This is a genomic window from Dysgonomonas hofstadii (assembly GCF_014196915.1).
GTDB classification, from domain to species: domain Bacteria; phylum Bacteroidota; class Bacteroidia; order Bacteroidales; family Dysgonomonadaceae; genus Dysgonomonas; species Dysgonomonas hofstadii.
On record NZ_JACIEP010000012.1, the window covers coordinates 95,997 to 118,934 of the forward strand.

Sequence of the window (22,938 nt, forward strand, 5' to 3'; positions counted from 1 at the left end):
GTTGGAGCGAAGCGAAGCATCTAAGAAAGAGATCCTTCGTTCCTCAGGATGACAAAAAGAAAATTAAAAACTAAAAAATGTGTCAACTTTGTCAACTTTTAACAATTTACATACGCTTCGCTCCTGTGATTGATCAGAACAACCATTAATACTTAAACTATAATTAATCTGAAAAATATAAATAGCTTACAATGAAAACCTTATTTTTAGTAAAGAGAGAGTATATGTTACTTGTCAGCACATTATTAATTTGTGTGTCTGGGGGGGCAAATACAGTTCCGAAAGAGATTAATCAATTAAATCAAGATCTGGTTGCTATAGTTTCAGACAATACAGCAATTCAACAGATAGATTATGTTAGTAAACGTCCGGCCAAAGAAAAACGTCTGTTTCGGTCGGAAGCAATAGAAAAGGAGCTGAACAGAATCAAAGCATTGTTGCATAATCCAAAGTTGCGTTGGATGTTCGAAAATTGTTTTCCTAATACGCTTGATACTACTGTTCGTTTTGCAAAAAAGAATGGTAAACCCGATACAAGTGTCTATACAGGAGACATCCATGCTATGTGGCTCAGAGACTCTGGAGCTCAGGTATGGCCTTATGTCCGATTGGCCAACGAAGACCCCGGACTGAAAGAAATGCTGGCAGGTGTAATTTTACGTCAGTTCAGTTCGATCAATCTGGATCCTTATGCGAATGCATTTTATACAGATACCAACCAAGTCGGACACTGGAAGTCTGATATTACAAAAATGAAACCCGGTGTTCATGAACGCAAGTGGGAAATAGATTCGCATTGTTATCCTATTCGCCTGGCATACCATTATTGGAAAACAACGGGAGATACCAGTGTTTTCTCTGACGAATGGTTACAGGCTATACAAAATATACTTAAAACATTCAAAGAACAGCAACGCAAAGACGGTGTTGGCCCATATCTTTTCCAACGGAAAACCGAACGTGCCCTTGATACGGTGAATAACAACGGTATGGGAGCGCCAGTTAAACCGGTTGGTTTGATAGTTTCCTCTTTCCGCCCGTCGGATGATGCAACGACTTTACAATTTTTGGTGCCTTCAAATTTCTTTGCAGTAAGTTCTTTACGCAAAGCCGCCGAAATACTTCAATCTGTAAATAAAAAAGAGGCATTGGTAAAAGAGTGTCTGGATTTGGCTAAGGAGGTAGAAGAAGCCCTGAAAAAATATGCAACTTACAATCACCCTAAATATGGAATGATCTATGCTTTCGAAGTTGATGGTTATGGTAATCAGTTGCTAATGGACGATGCAAATGTTCCAAGTCTACTCGCAATGCCTTATCTGGGAGATGTGGATGTAAATGATCCTATCTATCAGAATACACGCCGGTTTGTTTGGAGCACGGATAATCCTTATTTTTTCCGTGGAACAGCAGGTGAAGGTATTGGTGGACCTCATATTGGTTATGATATGGCATGGCCTATGAGTATTATGATGAAGTCATTTACCAGCCAGGACGATGATGAAATCAAATGGTGCATCAAAATGTTGATGGATACAGATGCCGATACCGGATTTATGCATGAATCTTTCAACGTGAATAATCCGAAAAAATTTACACGAGCCTGGTTTGCCTGGCAGAATACTCTCTTTGGAGAATTAATATCCAAGCTAGCCAACGAAGGTAAGCTCGATCTGCTAAATAGTATTAAATAGACTTATCGTACGTCTATCGGGATCAGTCAGGGATTTGTTTTTACAATTTTTCATCCAAAGAATAGGCAGGAATTGAAATAGTTAAGTGAATATATTTGATATCTATAAAAATTTGAGAGTACTTTTTACTTGAAGTACTCTCATTTTATGCAGATTTATCGGATTAAGTTTATATAACAAATTAATTACATTAATAAGGTTTTTCTGCCACTCAATTTGGTTATAAGTTTCATCAGGCTTTCTCAACCCAGATAGGAGAACTCCATGCCCATTGGTTATCTCTTTGCCGAATCCGGATATAATAGTAATCCGTATCTTTTTCAGGTTTATCATCTGTCATAAAATGTTCGAATACAAATGCCGAGACAGGGATTGCCCTGTGGGACTGGATAGCTTCGCTCAGCCATCCGTTCATAAAATGAGTTTTTGTACCTGCAAGCAACTCATTTAGTGTGTATTCAAGGTGCTGATCATTGAAATTGAGCATCAGTTTACCCGATTTTTGCATCGTTACATCCATTATTACTGCCTGGGTAGATGCTGTGGTAGTATTTGGGTTTTTGGTTGAATACATTTCCAGTTGCACACCTTTTCCATTTTTCTGAAGTATGCGGTTAACCAGTGTCGGGCTTTCTTTGATACCTTTAACCGGGGCTGTATAAGGTGCACCCCTGAAACAAGGAGTAACCTCGTTTACTGTACCTTCACTAACTTTGATAGTTCCTTCCCATTTCACAGGTTCGTCAAAACGGTTCCATCCGAATTCGAACTTAACCTTAGCCCTCACAATATCCTCTGACGGCATTAATGGAATAAGTGGTCCGCTGATACGCCCGGTTGTTTGTCCGTTTTTTACGATATCAATGTAGTCAATCGCACTTTCTCCTATCACATTTAAGTAGATATGACGTTTGTTTCCCTTGATCACATCTCCCATCGTTGCATCATTGATACGGAAGTCAATCATTATCTTGTCGCCTGTGGCACAACAGACTTTCCTGTTCTTAAGAGCATTCCAGATGGCCTCGCGTGTCAGTTCAGTAGCCAATACTCCGATACGGCCGTCACCATAACTGCCAGGATAACCTGCATGCTGGTCGGTAGAGCCCATTATTCCGAATTTGTGTCCCTGGTTCAGTCCGTACATAATAGTCCCTTCCCAATGACGAGGGCCCATATCATGCAGATAAGGATAATCTCCAAGATCACTTTCTGCTAATCCGTGACGTGAATACATTTCCACAAAAGGAGTTTGATCTCCTTCCGAAAAATGTTTCCAGTTATAGCCCCTATATCCTTCCTGATACCCCATATGATGTGGGGTAATGAAAGTCTTCGTTCCTTTTAGTTTTTGTTTAAGGTCTTCTACAGAAGTACACTCTACTAGCGGAGCATTCAGGTTGTAATTCAACACTACATGATCTCCATGTTCCATACTATGACATTCGTATGTGAGGAATGTGAGGAACTCCTTTTCCTTATTATAATCGGTGGTCATTTTTACATATTTATCCCACCCCCCTGTACGCAAACGGCGGAATGCACTTTCGTGATATTCAATAACCCATTCGAGACGTGGATCGTTTTTTCCCGGAATATCGGGCCACATAGCATGTGGGGTGATCGATACAAAATCCAGTTGCTGTCTGGCTGCTTCGAAGGCTTCCTGCATTCCACCATGACCATAAGTAAGGTTGCAATGGTTGTGAATGTCTCCCCAGTATACTTTTAGTTTGCTATCATTAGCTAGGGTTTGTCTGAAATTCTTATTTGACATCGCTTTCGCTGTATTTTGTAAAACACTACCTCCAGCGGCTATTCCTGCCAGGGTAATCCCCGCACTTCTTATGAATTTACGTCTGTTCATGATTATATTGGTATTAATTTTTTATTGTTATTGGAGTGCATCAACTTTAAAAGCTGACAAGCTTTATGTATTTTATATGTTTTATTTCCTTACCACCAAGTTAATCCAATGAATTATTGACTATTGGTTGATGTCGTCTTTGTATAATTCACGGTTATGGATCAGAATATCTGTTAGTTTTTGTTGTAGTTTCATATACTCCGGCTGATCATAGAGATTGTTCATCTCTTTAGGATCGTTCAGCAAGTCATACATCTCCCATTCGTCTATATCGTTGTAGAAATGAATTAGTTTGTATCTGTTTGTCCGTATTCCGTAATGCCTTTTCACACTATGTTCGGCCGGGTATTCAAAATAATGGTAGTAAACTGATTCTCTCCAGTCCTCCGGTGTCTGTCCTTTATGCGACAAAACAGATAATAGCGACCTGCCTTGTATTTCGGAAGGGATGTCGATACCTGCTATGTCAAGAAATGTAGGAGCAAAATCCACATTCATACTCATTGCCGAAGTTACGCTTCCGGCTTCTATCATTTTAGGATAACGCATGACGAGAGGCATTCGCTGACATTCTTCGTACATGAAACGCTTATCGAAGAAACCGTGTTCGCCTAAGAAGAATCCCTGGTCGGATGTATAAATTATGATTGTATTATCCAGTTCACCTATCTCTTCCAGGTATTTCAATATTTTGCCGATGCCTTCATCTACAGCTAGCGTAGTCGCCAGATAGTCGCGCATATATTGCTGGTATTTCCAGCTGACAAGATCCTTACCTGTCATATTCTGGCTACGGTATTCCGTAATCCTTCCGGCATACACTTTGTTCCATTTATCCTTCGCCGGCTGCGGCATGCGGGCATATACACCTTTGAAGCGCTTATCCGGAAAATCTTCTTTTTCTAGTTCTTTTGCAGTGGCCAGTTTCAGATCCCAATAATTCGTCAAAGTTTTGGCAATTGACATATCCTGTTCTTTAGGAGCCATGCTACGGGTCTTATAATCGTCGAAAAGATTATCTGGTTCGGGAAATACAGAATCATTAAAAACACCCAGATGCCTTTCCGCCGGCATCCAGTTGCGGTGTGGCGCCTTATGGTGTACCATCAGTGCAAAAGGTTTGGAAGAATCCCTGTCTTTGATATAATGAATCGCCTTGTCAGTGATTATATCAGTTACATATCCTTGTTCCTGAATGAGCTGCCCGTTCTCTATAAAATCCGGATTGTAATAGTCGCCTTGTTCGTGTTGTCCGGATAAGATACTCCAGAAATCGAAACCTTGCGGTTCGGAGATCAAATGCCATTTCCCAACAATAGCTGTCTGATAACCGTTTTGTTGTAATAACTTAGGAAAAGTCTCTTGGCTGCCGTCAAAAGTTTTGGCATTATCGGTAAATCCGTTTATATGGCCGAATTTTCCGGTTAGTATGCATGCCCGTGAAGGACCGGATAGTGCATTTGTAGCGTAGCAGTTATCGAAACGGATTCCTTCATTGGCAATGCGATCGATATTCGGAGTTTTAACCAGTTTTCCACCATAGGCGCTGATCACCTGTGTTGTATGATCATCCGTCATTATGAACAGGATATTTGGCTTTTTTTGCTCCTGTGGTTTTTCCTTACAGGCGAAAAAAGCTAAGGGAACAAATAAAAGAAATGGATTATATGGTTTCATAAACAGATTATTTATTGTCCAGTTCGTTTTTCAGCAATCTGGTTAACATCTTGTCATTCGTCTTTATTCCCCAATCGTATAGTTTTCTACGCATAGCCAGAAGTGTTTCATCATATCTCTTATCTACAGCCAGATTTTGCATTTCATAAGGGTCTTTTGTGAGGTCGGAGAGTTGCTCTTTATTCTTATAATACCGGTAAAGCGTATATTTAAAGTCCTTGGACACAACGCTCCAGCCTCTGGTGTCGATACCATCCAGCATTGTCTCTACGTAAACTTCATCGTGATGGGTATTGATCTTACCATCAATCAGGTGGCGCAGGCTCTTACCTTTCATTTCCTTATTTTCTCCGGCACCGGCATAATCGCATATGGTCTGGTAAATATCCAGATTGATACTGATGAGGGCATCATCGTTCACTATTCTTTTCGTCTTTCTGTTGGGTGGTTTTACAATAAACGGTACCCGGATAATCTCTTCCTGCAATACCCGTTTCTGGTTTCCCCTGTGGGCGGCTGCTCCATCACCGTGGTCACTTACAAAGATGATTAGGCTGCTATCATATAAACCATTCTTTTTTAATTCATTAATAAGCCTGACAATTTCCCTGTCCACCCTTTCCACAAGGCGGTAGTAAGCAAAGAGGTAGCGTCGCCAGTCGTCATCGGAGTATAATCCGGTGGGGTAGGACTTGGGAACCCACTGCCTGTGCAGAGTTATAGCTTCCGGGTAATAGGCGGGAATCACAGCATTATAAGGTAATGGAGGACATTCGGATATGTTGGGTTCTGACAAACGACCATAGTGTAATGCTTCGTCACGGGCGTACTCACATATCTCGTGGGGATTTAGAAAAGAAGCTACCAGAAACAGTGAATTTTCTCTCTTTTTTTCAATATATGGTATACAGCTGTCTACCAGTGTAGGATCGTTCACGTTGCAAATTTTTTTAAACCCTGTTCCGGTTTCGGGTATATTCACTTCGGCGGGGGCATGCCACTTGCCTGCATACAGACAATCGTATCCAGATTGCGATATGACAAAGCCCAGACTATTCTGCATATCCCTATCCGGAATTCTGCCGCCATTATCCTTCACTCCTATTTCGACGGGCATGCGTCCTGTTATCAGACTTGCCCGTGAGGGGCCGCTAAGCGGGTATGTTACATAAGAACGGCTAAAGCGGATTCCATCCTGTGCCAGCATATCCATTCCCGGAGTATTCACATAAGGATTGCCTGCACAGCTCATCGCTGATGCGGTTTGCTGATCGGTAATGATCAATATAATGTCCGGCTTATCTTTTGCCTGCTTTTCGAAAGAAAAAGCTTGGGCCGATTGTGCAGATATGATGCTCAGCCCTCCGGCCAACAAGGATGAAGCTACAGCCAGGTTGTTTTTTTTCATAGAGTATAATTCAGGTCGTATTTCTTTTTGTCTACTTCTACTCTTATTTTCAGGCCTTTATTGTCGAATTTCTTATTGTCGAATGAGGCTTTTATCTGCGGTGCCGATTTTTGAGATTCTATCGGCATTATGACAGTAATTAAGCGGACAGGATTGTTATCTTGTTTGTCAGTAACAAATGCATATGCTTCACGTTTAGCCTTATGGCGATATGCGTATGATACCCATCCTTCTTCTTTTGTCATTTTTGTTTGTTGCGCGGAAAAACATTGTACCAGCACATTGTTTTTATCGTCGAATTCTGTTGTTGCCGATAGTTGTTCTTTTATTATGTTGACTTTTCCTTCGCACATTTGATAATGTATGGCTACATCTCCTGTCGAATTACCATAGGCTTCATCTACTATTACGAAAAACTTTTGATCGACAAAAAATACAGAACGGCGGTGTGTAAGCCCTTTATAACTCGGATTTTCGAGAACCAGTTTATCTAAATCAGGATTTGGTTGCCACAACAGGCATTTGGTATCTGTGCTATCCAGATTTGCATTATTCAATGTTAATGTCTTATGTACCATTGTCTGGCGGAACCAATCGCGCTCTTTTAATACTTCTTTATCCCCGCCATATACGTAACTTCCTGCATCGGGGAAGAAATTGCGTCCTTTAATATATAATTCGAAAGTTCCGTTATCCGGCTGACAATGCCAGAAGGCAGGGGGGCCTGCTTTGAGTGTCATTTGGGTTGCTTCTTCTGTCCAGCCATTGCGGAAAACATAAAAGCCGGATGGCCTGAATGCAATAGACAGATTGCTGGGAGGCGTTCCCTTTTTACGATCGGATGCCATATATCTTATAGCCTTATTAGCTGGAAATATCTTTGCCCAACCCTTATAGTTCCTGATCATGGATTTTTTATCGTCGAGTTTGGCATCGCTGAACATAGGGTTAGTATAATCAGGAAAATATGTATTGAGTACAACCATAATCATTTTTTCCACTGTATCGAGATAAGATTGAGGAAATTCGTTCCTGAATCCGTTAGCATCGGCTATGCTGATAGCTTTGGCAAAAATATTGATTGTCGCCAGATGGTAGTGAGGATCAAGCTCGTATTGCATGCCATCTTCATATACCTGTAATTTAATTTCACGGTTAAGGATATCTATTCCGCTTTTTCTCCATACAGGTGCATTTTTCATTTCCGGGAAAAGCACGCCAGCATACAGTTCGCGTTGGGCTTCGAACAAAAGGTGATTTCCCTGATCTGAATAATTATTTAGAATATGCTCGGCATGTTTGTTATAATTAACAAGAAATCCGGATAGAAATTCCGGGGTGAAGCCGGGAGAATTGAGAAACAGAAGAAACTGAATTGTCTGATCTTGTAAACGATGGCTTACTTCGAGCGGACGCCATGCAAATTTCACATTTTCATCCGTTTTTTCATCGGCCAACGGGTTTTTCTTTATCCAGTCCATATATTGATGTATCCATTCATTGGCATATTTCTCATCTTTCGACAGGTAATAAGCTTTACCCATAGGCTGCCACCACTTGGTTCGGTGTAGTTGCCACCGCAGTTCATTGTCTTTCACAGGCCAGTACTTCCAGTCGATATCGTCACCATAAGAGAAGGATGGTTGATATCCTTTGTGTACAAAAAAAACATGTTTAAGTCCATCGTCGGCCCATTTCTGTTCTTCCCTCGAGATTTTCACATTATTGAGGTCAATATCCGGATGGTTGATCCCTTTGCGGTTACGATAATAATCTAATAAAGCGGAAACAGCTTCTTTATCTTTTCCTTTATTATGCAGGTCTTTGACTGTTTCCAGTCCGGGATAATTGAGATTAACGACATTAAATACTTCCTTGTTTAGCTCTTGAGCTTTTGAAAAACAAGTAATGAAAATAAGGAGGAGAGTAAGAGACAGTTTTTTCATATATTTTTAATTTTAGGTATAAATTCATATTGCTATTGCATATACTATCCATTCATTATAGAAATGAAATTATTCAGCATAGCAATATTATGCAATATATACCGGATGGACTTTCAGATATGTCTTATATTATAGGAATACGGTGCCAGTGGATATTAATTTTATCTCAAAAAAGATTAATATTGTTTATTTATCAGTTTTCTTTATGTCTTTGACATATTCTGTAGGCAATATTCCGAAATACTTCTTAAAGCTGGAAGTAAAATATGAGGGTGTATTAAAACCTACCATCACACTGATTTCGGCTATGGAATATCTTCCTTCTTTCAGTAGATTACAGGCGTGGCTGAATCTTATCTTCTTAATGAATTCGATAGTTGATTCGCCTGTTATTGCTTTCATTTTCAGATGAAGGTTTGAACGGCTCATTGCCATTTGAGCACAAAAATCATCAACAGAGAAATCTATATTATCAAGGTTTTGTTCAACTATTGATTTTGCTTTTTCCAGAAACTCCTTATCCATTTCATTGAATGTAATCATTTGCGGATCAACATCCAGCGAATTGGAATAATGTTCGAGTGTACGTGCCCGGGATTTAATCATATTATGTACTTTCATTTTCAATATGGAGATATTGAACGGTTTGTATACATAATCGTCGGCACCTACAGATAGTCCTTCTATCTGGTCCTGCTGGTTAGTCTTTGCCGTAAGCATAATGACGGGAATGTGGCTGGTGCGTATATTCTGTTTGATACTTTTACAGACCTTCAGTCCGTCGATACCCGGCAGCATGAGGTCAGTTATAACCAGATCGATTTTATTCTCCTTGATAAGTTTCAGTCCTTCTTCACCATCGGCAACAGCAAGTACATTAGCCGATGGTCGGAAGTTGTCAACGAGGTAATTCCTGACATCGAGATCGTCTTCTATTATCAGTAGAGATGGCTTATTCTCGCTTATTTCTTCTTGTAAATCAACTTCCCTGTCATTTTCTTTCAGTAGACGCACAATATCTACATCGTCTCTGAAAGTGTTTTTGAGCACATCGTCCTTGTGGATATCTGATAGCTCATTTTGTGAATAAAGTTCTTTATCTTGAGGGAAAAAGACGGTGAATTCAGAGCTTTTTCCCGGTACACTTTCTACTGTAATATGTCCATGGTGCAGATCGACAAGACGCTTTACTAAAGAAAGCCCGATTCCCGTACCAATGTTATCGGAATTCACCTGATAAAAACGTTCGAATATCCGTGCCTGATACTCGGGAGATATACCTATTCCGGTATCTTTTACGGACAGTATAAAGTTGTTGTCCGCAAATTTTAGATTGATAATGATCGATCCGTTATCCGGTGTGAATTTGAAAGCATTGGATAATAAATTGGATAGGATAAGGTCTAGATAATGAGGGTCATACAAAGCGGGTTTGTTTCTTAGCTCATCTTCTAATATGAAGTCGATGTTTTTTTGTTTAGACAGACGTTCAAATAAATTCATGGAATTCTCTACTTGAGGTAAAAGATTTTGTTCCACTACCTTTAATTCGAATACTCCTAGTTCGGCACGTCTATAATCCATCAGTTGATTGACAAGATACAGCAGTTTATTAGAATTCCGCTGTATTGTTTTTACCTGATTTAGTATCCGCTTGTCGTTTGTCATGCTTTGTATTTCCTGCAATGGTGATACAATCAGGGTAAGTGGAGTACGGAATTCATGCGATATATTGATAAAGAAACGTAGTTTCATCTGATTTACTTCTTCTATTTTTTCTTTTTCCAAGCGTTCTAGTGCCAGCTGGTTTTTCAGTAACTGACGGTTATAGAAAAATTTGAATAAGAGGAATAAGGTTATAAGTCCTATCAGGATGAATAATGTTTTAGCCCAAACAGTTTCCCACCAATAAGGAAGGATTTCGATTTCCAGTATGGTTGGTTCGTCATTCCATTTTCCGGCATTGTTTGCCGCCTTTACATAAAAGGTATATTTCCCGTGTTTCAGGTTGGAATAAGATATCATGCGTCTGTCGTCTGTATAAGTCCAGTCATTGTCAAAGCCGTCGAGCTTATAGGCAAAAGTATTGTGTTGGGCTGATAAATAATTGGGTACGGTAAATAACAATCCAAATGAGGTCTGATTGGGTTTCAATATGATTTTTTTCGTCTCACTTATATCTTCAGACAGGATATCGGTATTGTCTCCGGGTATAACTGGTTTGTTAAACAATAATAGCTGGGTAATTATTACGGATGGGGTGAATGGATTATCGGTGAGGTGTTCGGGCGAAAAAGCAGTTATACCATTTATCCCTCCGAAAAATATTTCACCTGATGATGTTTTGCAATAGGCGTAATTATTGAATTGTTCGCCTTGCAATCCGTCCAGCATTGTATATGTCCTTATTTCTTCACTATTGGGATTGTAGCATGCAAGTCCCCGGTTTGTACTAAGCCAGAGCCTGCCAAAACTGTCTTGTAATATACCATATATATTATTGTTTGGCAATCCATCGGCAGTTGTGATGGTCTTAAAACTCTGCGGGTTATCATTAAGTCGGTTTAGCCCCAGATTTGTACCTATCCATATCCTGTTCTGGCTATCTTCGGCAATACAATATATGCGGTTTTTGGTAGAGGGCTGGTTTTTTATCCCGATGTTATATTCTTTTATATCTTTAGTGAGAAAAGAGTATGTATATACTCCGTTTTCCGTACCGAACCACATTTGCTGTTTAGTGTCGAGATATAGTACATATATGTGTGATTTATTCAGCTTCTTCAGAAGTTCTTTATTGCTTTTACTTTCTTGCAAAAAAGAATCAAATGAAGAGAATGTGTCGTTCTGAGGGTTATAAATAGTCAATCCCTCGAGAGTCCCTATCCAGATATTGCCGCGAATGTCTTTTGATAAAGAGTATACATTGTCACTTCCCACAGCACTATTTTGATTCGTATAGTTTTTTATTCTGTTGGTTCTTTTATCAAGTTTGCCCATTCCTCCGCCATGTGAACCTATATAAACAAAATCTCCATCTACCAAAACAGCTTTAATGTTATTGGACAAGATCGCATTATTGCTATTCGGATTCTTTGTATAATAGGTAAACTTCTTTGTCGCCAGATTATACAGATTCAGTCCATTATCGTTCGTGCCGATCCATAATTCGGAAGGGCTGTCTTCTACGATACAACTGACAACATTATCACTCAGAGAATTCATATGGGGAATATGATATATCCTTTCAAACTGGTTTTGCAGCAAATGATGATAATTCAATCCACCATAGAATGTTCCAAGCCACATCGCTCCCTGGTTATCCAAATATAGGGTCCGGACTGAATTTTGGTTGATAGACCTTTTCTCAATTTCATTACTGTAATAACGGCTGAATGTATCTTCAATCTCATCATAAATGTTTAGTCCGATAAAGGTCCCCACCCATAATCGTTGCTGATTATCGAAGCACAGACTTCGGACAAAGTCGGAAGAAATACTGTTCGGATCGTTTTTGTCGTTCCTGTAATTCTTCAGGTTCCCGTCATCTGCGATATAATATAGCCCGTTCCCTTCAGTAGCAATCCATATTCCCTTTCGTCCGATACAGATATCCATTATATTTTTACTGGCTAACTCTTTTCTGTATAAGACTATATTTTCGTCTTTAGGGTTCATCATGTACAGACCCTTGTCTGTTCCTATCAGTATGAGGTCATTATATTTAGCCAGTATATGAAAATTTTCGCATAATATCCCTTTTGGAGAAAGTATCCTGTATGTTTTATGATCAATGTTATAAGATAGTAATCCTTCGCTTGTAGCAAGATACAGATCAGACGTAGACGATTGTATGATGCTGTTTATCTGCGCCTTGTATGGATACGTACTGAATATATCTTTTTTTGAGTCATAAGATGCGATTCCGGCATTGGTACCGATCCATAGTTCTCCCTTTTCGTTGATGAAGAGGCTCCGGATAAAATCGGATTGTATAGAATTAGGGTTATTATTTTCGTGCCTGTATACAGTGAAGGTATATCCATCATATCTGTTGAGTCCATCGGCTGTTGCTATCCAGAGAAATCCTTTTTTATCTTGTATAATGTCAAATACAGTACTTTGCGATAGTCCGTTTTCTACAGATAATGACGAGAATTTAATGGGTGGAGTCCGTTTATTTGTATAGGCATTTCCTGTTAATACTATCAAGAGAAGTAAAAGAACAGATAGATTTCTTTTTATCATTTTTCTTGTCCCCGTTATATTATGTGCGATCAGTATTTATTATAATCGTACAGGTTTTTATCTATATGAATACTATACAACTTGCTGTATTCATTGATATTAGATATAAAGATACATTCTATAAGAATAACAATATGGGCTTTTAATTATTTATCGGAATATTTAACTTTTCCTCTTTATATCCTGCCAGATTGTAGCAAACAGGAATAGTGCTATTTCCTACTCTGTAGATGCCAAATTTGAAATAATAGCCATCGTCGTCATTTCGTCCGATAAGTATTGTTTCGTTTTTTACCAAATGTTTGTTTATGAGTTTATTACCCTCGTTGTAGGATGTTTTAACGTCCAATTTTCCGGGAACTTGTATTTTTTCAGATTCACCACTGTATTTAGTCCATTTAATATCTAGTATAAAAGTGACCCAGCGATCTTTAGGAAAATCATCGAAGGGCATTTTGTATGCAATGGTAGAGGCTTTGTATTCTGATGTCAATGGTTGCATAATATTGGCTTTATCCGGACTGGCATTACAGCGATCAGTTTTATCTGTCAGCCATTTCCGGTCAGAATTGGCCTTAATGTAAAAGTAGCCGTTTGAAAAACCAAATGCCAGCGGAGGATATCCACCCTGTTCTATCAGCCAACCATTAGGCTTGCCGGCTTTATAGCTTGTCGTACCATCTTCGTTCACTGTTTTTATTATATCGTGGGCGATATTCTTCCTGAATATCATCTGGTCGTATAACTCGAGGAATTCGGTTACCGTAAGTTTTTTTACTATTCCTTCAGGTGTAGATACCAATGTGCGGTCAGGCATGCCGTGCCATTGGGCGAAAATTGTAGAAACATCTCTCTGCAATGCTGAAGGCACATATATAGAAAATGTATATTTCCAATGACTACCTTGCTCACAAATACCTTTGCCGTAATGATATACAGTTTTCATCTTCTGAGCATTCAGAAATACATCTTCCGTAAATCCTTTAAAGTCTTGTGCTGTAGCGTAACAATAAGATAATTCGGCTCTGCCTTTTGTTTCTCCTTCACTATATCCGGCGAGGGTGTTGTCATTTTCTTTCAGTTCGAAGCGGAATGATGGTTCCCCATTAAATGGTAATGTATAATCGTAACAGATAGCATATTTCTTTTTAGTTCCCACCGCTACCCATTCATCGTTTATAATCTGGTCTGCCCGGACGGTATCGGCTTGTACATTTACCCGTTCGGTAATTGTGATCAACTCTTTATTCTGGGTGGAAACAAGTTGGCAGATAAGCAAAAATAAGATAGCTACAATTATTCTAGACATGGTATGTGATTATGATGTTGACTTAAACAATAAAGGTATGAACATTATCTTGCAATATCAGGCAATTCGTCTGTCAGCTGATCTATTATTTTGCCTTTTTCACGAATGATAGTTTTACCCTGATTTATATATTCTACCGCATCTCCTTTCCCATTTTTTATTTTAAGGGAAGGTTTTTTTTGCCCGTCCATCTCAGCTTCTATAATCCATCCATTGATTTTCCACAGTCCGTTCTGTCCGGATTCCGGCGAACCGATTTTTTTAGAAGTTCCTTTTTTATCCAGTTGAATTATTGTCAGGAATCTGTTGGATTCGGATTTATCTAATGTCGAAAACTCCAGATGCCAGTGTTTAGCATACTCATATGGTTGGCCATTATCAGACCCTCCCCGGTTTTTCCAGTTGATTGCAGGAGAGAAGAATTCATCGGTTATGTAACTTCTTGACGGTTGTTGACAAAAGATATCGACTCTGCTGTCGGCGACTTCATTCTGACCCCAGATTACATTTTCTTTATCTCCTTTTTCCATTTTATTATAGGAATGTAGCAGCCATGTCCATTCAACAGGTCTTTTTGCTTTCAATTCATCGTATATAACAATAATATTCGGCCGGAGAAATATGAAATGCCTGCGGAAACGAGTAATTCCCGGATCCCCAAACCCGTTTTCTTTTGTATATTTTACCTCAAATTGTTTCATTCTGTCTATCCAGAAAGGAGTAGTTATCGGGCCATAAGCATGAGTGGCATCTCCCAGAACGTAGGTGAACGCTGGGGTATCCCTGAAACGGGCTATCCAGCCATAGCCATTTTCACCTATTACCTGTGCCATGCCGTCTGCCAGGATGGTATTATGTCCACGGGTGCGGTAATGCATCAGTGTATGCTTATCTGTGAAGTTGCTGTAATGTCCCGATCCTCCAAACATTTGCTTTCCTCCCACATTGATTCCAAAACCATTATGTGCAGCATGTGCATGACCTGTCGATCCGAATGGGAGATCCATGAAGGAAATCATCACGTCATTGGGTGTATTGGTTACATCGTTATGCATCAATGCAAAACCGGCGTTTCTGAATAATAAGCTTTGAGGTAAGTGTTTTGGCGAACGCGGAATTATATCTCCATACCTATTTTTGGTCATTAACCGATAAAAAGAGAAATTGGTGCTCTCATTTACTATTTCTTTTTTTTCTTCGCTTATCTCATCCGCATACCACCGGGCATAAGGATCATGTAGCTCACGTGCCAGTGCATCTGCAAATCCCCAGTAACTTTTTCCCGGTTTGTTCTGATTTTCCGCATTATCTCCGAAGCCTGTGGAATAAGAGTCCTTCGGATAAGAGTAGATAAGGAATCGGGAAAGGTTACGATAATAGGGTATATTAAAAAAGTCAGTACCGGTAAATCTTTTAAATATAAACGGCATATAGATGAATGTTTCAAAGTTGACCTGAAAATAACTTGTGCCGTCATGCCATCCGCCATCATGTCCTCCCAGTATGGGGAACCGGCAACACCAGACTTCGTAACAATACGATAGCCACTGCCTTGCTTCGGGTAGGTCGTTCATTGTGGCAATAGCTGTGAAGCACAATCGGCGCAGGGTATGTTGCCATACATGATTATCCATCGAATGCGTTTCAAACTCATTGGCATATTTGTTGAAAAATTTATTTCCCCGTATGCTAATAGCTTTTAGAAGTGTTTGTTTTTCTTCGGGTGTCGCAATATCATATGCAACATCATATGCCACAGCCATAGCCAGCATTATACTTGCCGAATTGAAATCTTCTCGTGTAGCATATCCTTCCGGATTCATTTCTGCTAAATGTAAAGCTTGTTTTAGTGCTGTTGCCGCATATTTTATATCTCCTGTCAGCAGATATGCCATCGCGAGATTTTTAACAGGCTCTTTTACCTTATCGCCAAAGCGGTGATACATAAAAGTCATCATGACATTTCTCTGCGATACGGTCATATCGGTTGTGTCACGCGGGCGTGTAGGTATTTCTTCCGGTAAGGGGGCTTTTAGTTGCCTTTCAGCCTTTTTTATAATATTTTCAGCTTCCGGATTATTTCTGTTCCTCTCTTTGAAGTCGCTCAGTTCCGATGGAGAAACATATAACCGGGGGTGGGAAAGACTGCAATCCGTTAGAAATTCTTCGATGGGAGGAGTCTCAAACTCTGGTATATTCTCCTGTACTTTAAAATCGTATATGTCAGACCATTCTATGCCGGCTGGAGTAACAGTACCATACTGCCAATACCATTTACCAACATTTACCTTTCTGTGAGTACTGTACATAGCCCATTGTATCTCGCTACTCTCTATTGTGTTTTCTTTGGGGAATGTATTATCCTGTGACAGTCTTACCTTGTATGTCTTACCTTTTTTTGCAGGCCAGAGCAAAGCCGGAGGATTCATATTTACGACCTTACCGTCCGTAGGAACCGCCCATTCACGATAACGCGGGTAAAGCGCTTTCTGGCCGGGCTGCTTTTCTATTTCTTTATTTTGAGCAAATGAAGAAGAGAGAAGGAAGACTGAAGAAATAACTGTAACGAGATATTTTGCTGACATATACGGTTTTTTATTTTATTATAAATCTTTGTATTCTATATTCTTCAGTTTCATATATCTGTCCAGACCCTCAAGGAAATAATAATCGGCGTAATTTAGGGGTACGTCTATCTCCGAACCATTTGGTAATGAACCTGTGGAGTGTTTTAATATAAAGCCCTGATTGGATCCTAGAGTAGCGAGATAATTATCGCTGGAGAGATTTTGAAGAATCTTTTCAGCATAATCGAAATATTTACTGCCATCCTCAACCATAGTACTGAGTTCAATGAATGCAGAAGCTGTGATGGATGCGGCAGATGCATCGCGGGGAGTTTCTGGTGTATCAGGTGCATCGTAATCCCATAACGGAATAAGATCAGCCGTTTTAACTCTGCTCATTATGAATGTTGCTATATTGATTGCCTGATCCAGATAGGCTTTGTTCTTAGTTTCCCTATAGCATGAGACATAGCCGTATGCGGCCCAGGCTTGTCCACGCGACCACGAAGATTCATCGTTTTTTCCCTGATGTGTTTGTCTGCGCTCTACCGTACCGTCATTATTGTAACTTACTACATGGTATGAAGAATAATCGGGACGGAAATGGTTTGCCATTGTTTTATCTGCATGTATCAGGGCAACATCCTTGTATTTGCTATCACCTGTAAGATGGGATACATAGAATAGTAGATCCAGATTCATCATATTGTCTATAATCACAGGAAAATTCCATGTTCCGAAATCCCAGGAACGAATCGCTCCTATAGTGGGGTCGAATCTCGAAATAAGGTTATCAGCTGTGCGGATAAGTATAGGGATAATTGTATCGTTAGCAGCAAAACGCTCTGCGTTACCGTAACTGCAATTGATCATAAAACCCAGATCGTGAGTTTTTGTGTAATTGCTGACAGGATATAGCAGATTGGTATATCTGGTCGCTTGTTCCTTCAAGGAATTATCTCCTGTAATGTGGTACGCGTACCATAAGCTGCCCGGAAAGAATCCACTTGTCCAGTCGTAAACGTCGGCTAGTCTTCTCTGTCCAAGTCTATTGCTGTTTGGATTGGGACGTAACGAATCTTTAAATGCCGAATAATCTTTCTCTAATTGTTTACATAGGAACTCGGTATCGTATCCTACCCATATGGAACGGGGTATTTTTGCTGAATCAGAAATCTCTCGGGCAGTCATATCCAACTGAGCAACTGATACATCAATGCTTTTCTTTATCCAACTATGATCTTCCTTCGATTTGTTGTTACACGATACCATTGCCGCCAACAGGCAAATACAAATAGCTAGTTTTGTTTTCAAGTTATTCATCTTTACTTTAGTACTTATATCTCATTAATATTAATATTATTGCCATCCGGGATTTTGTTTAAACTGAGACATCAGGTCCATATCCCGCTGTGGTATAGGGAATAGCTCGTGTTTGCCTTTTGTTGTAAATCCGGGCTTTGCAACGGCATAATTAGGAGAATCGGAAGAACTCCACCAGGTACCCAATGCTCCTGCTGTTTCTTTTACAGTTTCATAATAGATGCCCCAGCGTATCAGGTCGAGTCTTCTATGTCCTTCAAAAGCCAGCTCAAATGCCCGCTCTTTACGTATAGCCTGCCGGAATCCGTCTTCGTTCAGCCCGCTTGGAAGATCGGCCACATTACTGGTTGTATTTGTTGGTAAACCATATCCGCGGCGGCGAACAATATTCACTGCGGTATATGCTTCTGCTGTAGGACTTTTCTTCCATTCATTAAGGGCTTCTGCATATATCAGCAACACATCGGCGTAGCGAAGTATATACCAGTTAACATTCGATTTGTCATTGTTAATGAGCTTGTTGCTTTGAGGTACATATTTTTCGGTATCCCATTTACCCGGAGTGTAATTTTGCTTTTCTTTCTGTTTTTTTAGTGGATCTGCATCATTGGCAATAGCAATATCTTCCGTATCGCTTGCACCTTTTACCCAAAGTGTTTTCTGGGGATCATATCTGTAATTAGCGACGGCGATGTCTCTACGCTTGTCTCCTTCATAGTTTCTCCAGTCGAGAATAAAAGTATGTACTACTTTTACATTTCCGGCATTACTTCCCCGCTCTCCGGCGATTGCTGTTGCTTTCACTCCATTCCATTTTCCTATACGTCCTACAGGGTCTGTTGCCGCTCCTGTAGTAGTGGGAGAATAGAAAGATACTTCAATCAGGCTCTCTTTAGAGTCCCAAACCCCTGCTCCTGAGTTTTTCCACAACTGCTCATAATCCTCTAAGAGGTCATGCTTTCCGGATTCTATCAGAATTTGTGCCGTTTTAGCAGCTTTTTCCCATTTTGATTCATCTTTTATGGGATAACCGGCCCAGGTAGCGTATACTTTGGCAAGGAGCCCGAGCACAGAGCCTTTTGAAAGACGGAAGCTACTGTTTCTCCGTGACGAGTCATCTATTGCATAAGGGAGATTCTCAATAGCATATAATAAATCTTGTTCGATAAATTCATAGACCTTAATCGGGTCTTCTTGTACAAAGGATGAAGGATGCTGGCTAGACATGGCTGTATTGGCCATTAATGCGATGTTTCCGTATCTGCGTACCAGTTCGAAATTGTATAATGCACGTAATCCCCGGGCTTCGGCAATGTAAATAGTGGCGAGGCTCTTGTCAGTATCCGTATAGTTTACCATTTTGCGCTGTATCTCTTCTATAAAATCGTTTGCATTATATATGGAATTATACAATGTGGCCCAAGTATTTTGTATCTCAGCCTGATTAGCCGAAAACGAATTTGTAGGAATGATGCGGAAGTTCTCATTGGTACTACCTTCCACTTGCGAAATATCTGTACCCATAGTGAATAATATAGACATATGGTATCCGTACATGGCATCAGTTACCATATTGCGATAAACTCCCAGTAATACGGTTTCTGCTTCGGAGGCATTGAGCATATACTTACCTTTATCTATGTCTGTTTTTGATTCTTCATCCAGAAAGTCTGAACAAGCAGCATTTAGCATTAACATTGCCGGAATCAGTATATAATAAATTATTTTTTTCATTTGTTCTTCATTTGTTGATTAAAATTGAATTTCCAGCCCGAAAGTAAAGACTCTGCTCTTAGGATAAGCACCCCAATCGAGTCCGGGAGTCATAGGATTATTTCCAGCAGTACTCACTTCTGGATCATATCCGCTGTATCCTGATATACAGAATAGATTCTGGCCGGAAGCATAAGCTCTTAATTTGGATATATATGCTTTTTTTGTCCATTTAACAGGGAATGTATATCCCAAAGTGACATTTTTCAGACGAAGGAATGAACCGTCTTCTACAAACCGGGAATAGACATCATTGGTTACATAGCCCTGAGTAGAAGGGACTTTGTTCGATGCATTAGTCGGGGTCCATCTGTCGGCGACTTCCGCCAGCATATTAGTACGTCCTCTGCGCGACTGTGTCGCATATAATCTGGTCGCATTATAAACATCATTGCCATAATTAAATTGTAGCAAGATGCTCAGGTCGATACCTTTATAGTTGAATGTGTTTGTAATACCTCCATACCATTTCGGGATGGCATTCCCTATAGCTGTACGGTCGTTAGTAGTAATAATACCATCACCATCCTGGTCTTTATATTTTACTCCTCCAGGGAACGCTCCTCCTGTAAGCCTGCGGTTATCGGTTACTCCATCTTTAAGAACAAGGCTTCCATCAGGAGTAGTATTAAAATCGGAATGCTGATAAACGCCGTCGAATTCGTAACCGTAAATAAGCCCTAAGGAAGATCCTACCATTGCAACATAGTCATTTTCGGTAAAATTGCTGTCGAATCCAGAACGGGTATACATTGCATCTACGCCAGACTGCAATGATCTCAACTCATTTTTAATGAATGATATGTTGAGATTAGTCTCCCATTGAAAGTTTTTATTCTGGATGTTTATGCTGTTAAGACTCAGTTCCACTCCTTTATTACGGATCTTTCCGATATTCTGATACTGTGATGAGAAACCAGTTACGTGCGCAAGTGATTGTGCTAATAACAGGTCCTTAGTGTCTTTTACGAATAAATCGGCTGTAAGGTTCAATCTACTATTGAATAATCCCAGATCTAAACCTAAATTGACTGTAGAAGACCCTTCCCATTTCAGATTTTCATTTCTCAGTTGTTTTGGCATCAATACTGTATTGGTGGTACTGCCTATGCCGTATTTACTTATCTCATATAGGTCTAATGAAAGGTAATTTGAAATGCGATCGTTGCCTACAACACCCCATCCTAACCTGAATTTAAGATTAGATACAGCCTTAATATCTTTCATAAATGCCTCTTCTGAAACACGCCATGCTGCAGAGAAAGAAGGAAAATATCCCCATTTATTGTTTTTTGAAAATACGCTGGATGCATCAGTACGCATCGTTGCAGTCAACAAGTACCTGTTATCATAATTATAATTAGCCCGTGCAAAAAACGATAACATCTTCTTGTTATAAAAATCAGTTTCTACTTTACTGGGAGTAGCTCCAATCCCTAAGTTATCATTTCCCAGATTATCGAATGGGAAGTCCATTGCCTGCCCCAATAAATATTCCGAACTGTTATAAGATACCTCGTGTCCCAGCATAACGTCATACTTATGCTTTTTATCGATTGTTTGTTTCCATGTAAGGTTATTGTAATTGGTAAATCTTACATTACGCGCCATCTGTGTCTGTCCATAAGGTTTTTGTCCATTACGGTAAGCTTCTTTCGAACCGTCTTTATAGAAAATATCGTTACGATTATAGGTCGTATTATACGTAGCCGCCGTTTTGAATGACAACCCTTTTATTATTTCCCAAGTAACGGCAAGGTTTCCTGACCATAATTCTGACCGTCTTTTGTTGGTAACAGATTGGGTTTGTACCACCGGATTTACCTGTGCCAGGCTTGTTCCGTCTTCCAGCATTTCGGGGTCGATAGCTGATGTCAATAAGGTCTCATTATCAACTTTCAATCCACCTGTAGGACGCGCGCTTAATATTTGTGCCAACATATTGAAACGTCCGGCATCGGCGGTTGTTCCCACACCTTTTCTGTTAGTTACAGCATAGTTTATAGTGGCATCGAATTTCAGATTTTTGAATAGTTTCTGATCGATTCTCATTTTGGCAGATGTTTTATCGAAACCGCTATTGTTAAAAATTCCGTTTTCATCATACCGGGCGAAAGATATATTGTATTTCGATTCTTCAGAACCTCCGTATATCGATACACTGTGATCCTGCGACCATGTAGGACGGAATGTTTCGTTCTGCCAGTTAATCCCGTTTACGCCAATATAGTCTTCTGCTGATTGATATTTGTAGGGGATACCGTCATCACCATTGCCTTCTTTGTAATATGTATCGGCATATTTACTATTTACTTCCGTTTGAAGCTTTACGAATTCGAACGTATTGAGCATATCTAGTTTTTTATAAATCTTGCGGTAACTGGCCGAACCGTTGTAAGTGATTATCGGCCGGCCGGCTTTTCCCGATTTGGTTGTAACCAGCACAACGCCATTAGCTGCACGGGCACCGTATATGGCTGCCGCAGATGCATCTTTCAGTATCTCTACAGATTCTATGTCAGAATTGGCCAGATAGTCAAGATTGCTGACTTCAAATCCATCAACTATATATAAAGGTGAAGCGTCGCCTGTCAGAGTTCCCACTCCACGTATATTTACATTGAATCCTGAACCCGGAGTGCCATCAAATTGAGTGATTTGCACACCTGCCACTTGTCCGCCCAGTGCCCCGAGAACTGAACTTGTTTTAAAACCTTCTATATTTTCGGAACTGACAGATGCCACAGAACCGGTAAGGTCGCTGCGTTTCATCGAACCGTAGCCAATAACCACAACCTCATCCAGAGATGATGAGGTAGGCTCCATCCTTATTATCAATGAGTTCTGACCTGCTATTTTTATGGTTTGTGTAATGTATCCTACATAGCTGACCTGCAATGATTCACCTTTAGAGGCTTTTATAGAGAATTCACCATTCACATCTGCAGATCCCCCTACTGTCTTTCCTACTATCGAAACAGTTGCCCCAATCAGGGGCTCGTCTGTTTCATCTATTATCTTACCTTTAATCGTAAGTTGTTGCGCATATAAACTAACCGACAGTATAAATGCCAGAAACATAGTGATGCTCTTACGAAAGCTTATATTTTTCATTATATTATATAT

At 39.9% G+C, this 22,938-nt stretch carries 11 protein-coding genes; 1 reads left to right on the forward strand and 10 read right to left on the reverse strand.

Translation table 11 applies throughout. The features are described 5' to 3' along the window. Nucleotides 1-224: 224 nt before the first annotated feature. Nucleotides 225-1,694: a glycoside hydrolase family 125 protein gene (locus tag GGR21_RS15460; protein WP_183308162.1), complete on the forward strand. Its 1,470-nt coding sequence runs from the start codon at nt 225-227 to the stop codon at nt 1,692-1,694. Nucleotides 1,695-1,926: 232 nt separating this feature from the next. Here the strand turns inward: GGR21_RS15460 and GGR21_RS15465 are convergent, their stop codons facing one another. From GGR21_RS15465 to GGR21_RS15510, 10 genes are all read right to left on the reverse strand, one after another. Further along, entirely contained in the window at nt 1,927-3,561 is a 1,635-nt protein-coding gene (locus GGR21_RS15465; protein ID WP_183308133.1) for a CehA/McbA family metallohydrolase domain-containing protein, read from the reverse strand. A gap of 120 nt (nt 3,562-3,681) precedes the next feature. Next, the gene (locus tag GGR21_RS15470) at nt 3,682-5,238 is read right to left on the reverse strand and encodes a sulfatase family protein (protein WP_183308134.1); all 1,557 of its coding nucleotides are present in this window, start codon (nt 5,236-5,238) and stop codon (nt 3,682-3,684) included. 7 nt (nt 5,239-5,245) lie between these two features. Beyond that, nucleotides 5,246-6,646 (reverse strand): sulfatase family protein, encoded by a 1,401-nt coding sequence (locus GGR21_RS15475; protein ID WP_183308135.1) that lies wholly within the window; start codon nt 6,644-6,646, stop codon nt 5,246-5,248. Further along, entirely contained in the window at nt 6,643-8,592 is a 1,950-nt protein-coding gene (gene hepC, locus GGR21_RS15480) for a heparin-sulfate lyase HepC (RefSeq protein ID WP_183308136.1), read from the reverse strand. Before hepC ends, GGR21_RS15475 begins: the two co-directional genes overlap by 4 nt. A gap of 186 nt (nt 8,593-8,778) precedes the next feature. Next, nucleotides 8,779-12,840, reverse strand: a complete 4,062-nt coding sequence (locus tag GGR21_RS15485) for a hybrid sensor histidine kinase/response regulator transcription factor (protein WP_183308137.1) — start codon at nt 12,838-12,840, stop codon at nt 8,779-8,781. A 142-nt stretch (nt 12,841-12,982) separates the two neighbouring features. Further along, nucleotides 12,983-14,149, reverse strand: a complete 1,167-nt coding sequence (locus GGR21_RS15490; RefSeq protein ID WP_183308138.1) for a heparin lyase I family protein — start codon at nt 14,147-14,149, stop codon at nt 12,983-12,985. Between the two features lie 44 nt (nt 14,150-14,193). Next, nucleotides 14,194-16,734: a DUF4962 domain-containing protein gene (locus GGR21_RS15495; protein ID WP_183308139.1), complete on the reverse strand. Its 2,541-nt coding sequence runs from the start codon at nt 16,732-16,734 to the stop codon at nt 14,194-14,196. Nucleotides 16,735-16,752: 18 nt separating this feature from the next. Next, nucleotides 16,753-18,039 (reverse strand): DUF4995 domain-containing protein, encoded by a 1,287-nt coding sequence (locus GGR21_RS15500; protein WP_183308140.1) that lies wholly within the window; start codon nt 18,037-18,039, stop codon nt 16,753-16,755. Between the two features lie 36 nt (nt 18,040-18,075). Beyond that, nucleotides 18,076-19,773 (reverse strand): RagB/SusD family nutrient uptake outer membrane protein, encoded by a 1,698-nt coding sequence (locus GGR21_RS15505; RefSeq protein WP_183308141.1) that lies wholly within the window; start codon nt 19,771-19,773, stop codon nt 18,076-18,078. A gap of 18 nt (nt 19,774-19,791) precedes the next feature. After that, nucleotides 19,792-22,926, reverse strand: coding sequence for a SusC/RagA family TonB-linked outer membrane protein (locus GGR21_RS15510; protein WP_246348090.1), 3,135 nt, complete (start codon nt 22,924-22,926; stop codon nt 19,792-19,794). Between the last annotated feature and the right edge of the window lie 12 nt (nt 22,927-22,938).

Coding starts and splice junctions, on each gene's coding strand:
- GGR21_RS15470 (WP_183308134.1), bottom strand. CDS start 5,238: ATGAAACCATATAATCCATTTCTTTTATTTGTTCCCTTAGCTTTTTTC.
- GGR21_RS15465 (WP_183308133.1), bottom strand. CDS start 3,561: ATGAACAGACGTAAATTCATAAGAAGTGCGGGGATTACCCTGGCAGGA.
- GGR21_RS15500 (WP_183308140.1), bottom strand. CDS start 18,039: ATGAATAACTTGAAAACAAAACTAGCTATTTGTATTTGCCTGTTGGCG.
- GGR21_RS15505 (WP_183308141.1), bottom strand. CDS start 19,773: ATGAAAAAAATAATTTATTATATACTGATTCCGGCAATGTTAATGCTA.
- GGR21_RS15460 (WP_183308162.1), top strand. CDS start 225: ATGTTACTTGTCAGCACATTATTAATTTGTGTGTCTGGGGGGGCAAAT.
- GGR21_RS15485 (WP_183308137.1), bottom strand. CDS start 12,840: ATGATAAAAAGAAATCTATCTGTTCTTTTACTTCTCTTGATAGTATTA.
- hepC (WP_183308136.1), bottom strand. CDS start 8,592: ATGAAAAAACTGTCTCTTACTCTCCTCCTTATTTTCATTACTTGTTTT.
- GGR21_RS15495 (WP_183308139.1), bottom strand. CDS start 16,734: ATGTCAGCAAAATATCTCGTTACAGTTATTTCTTCAGTCTTCCTTCTC.
- GGR21_RS15475 (WP_183308135.1), bottom strand. CDS start 6,646: ATGAAAAAAAACAACCTGGCTGTAGCTTCATCCTTGTTGGCCGGAGGG.
- GGR21_RS15510 (WP_246348090.1), bottom strand. CDS start 22,926: ATGAAAAATATAAGCTTTCGTAAGAGCATCACTATGTTTCTGGCATTT.
- GGR21_RS15490 (WP_183308138.1), bottom strand. CDS start 14,149: ATGTCTAGAATAATTGTAGCTATCTTATTTTTGCTTATCTGCCAACTT.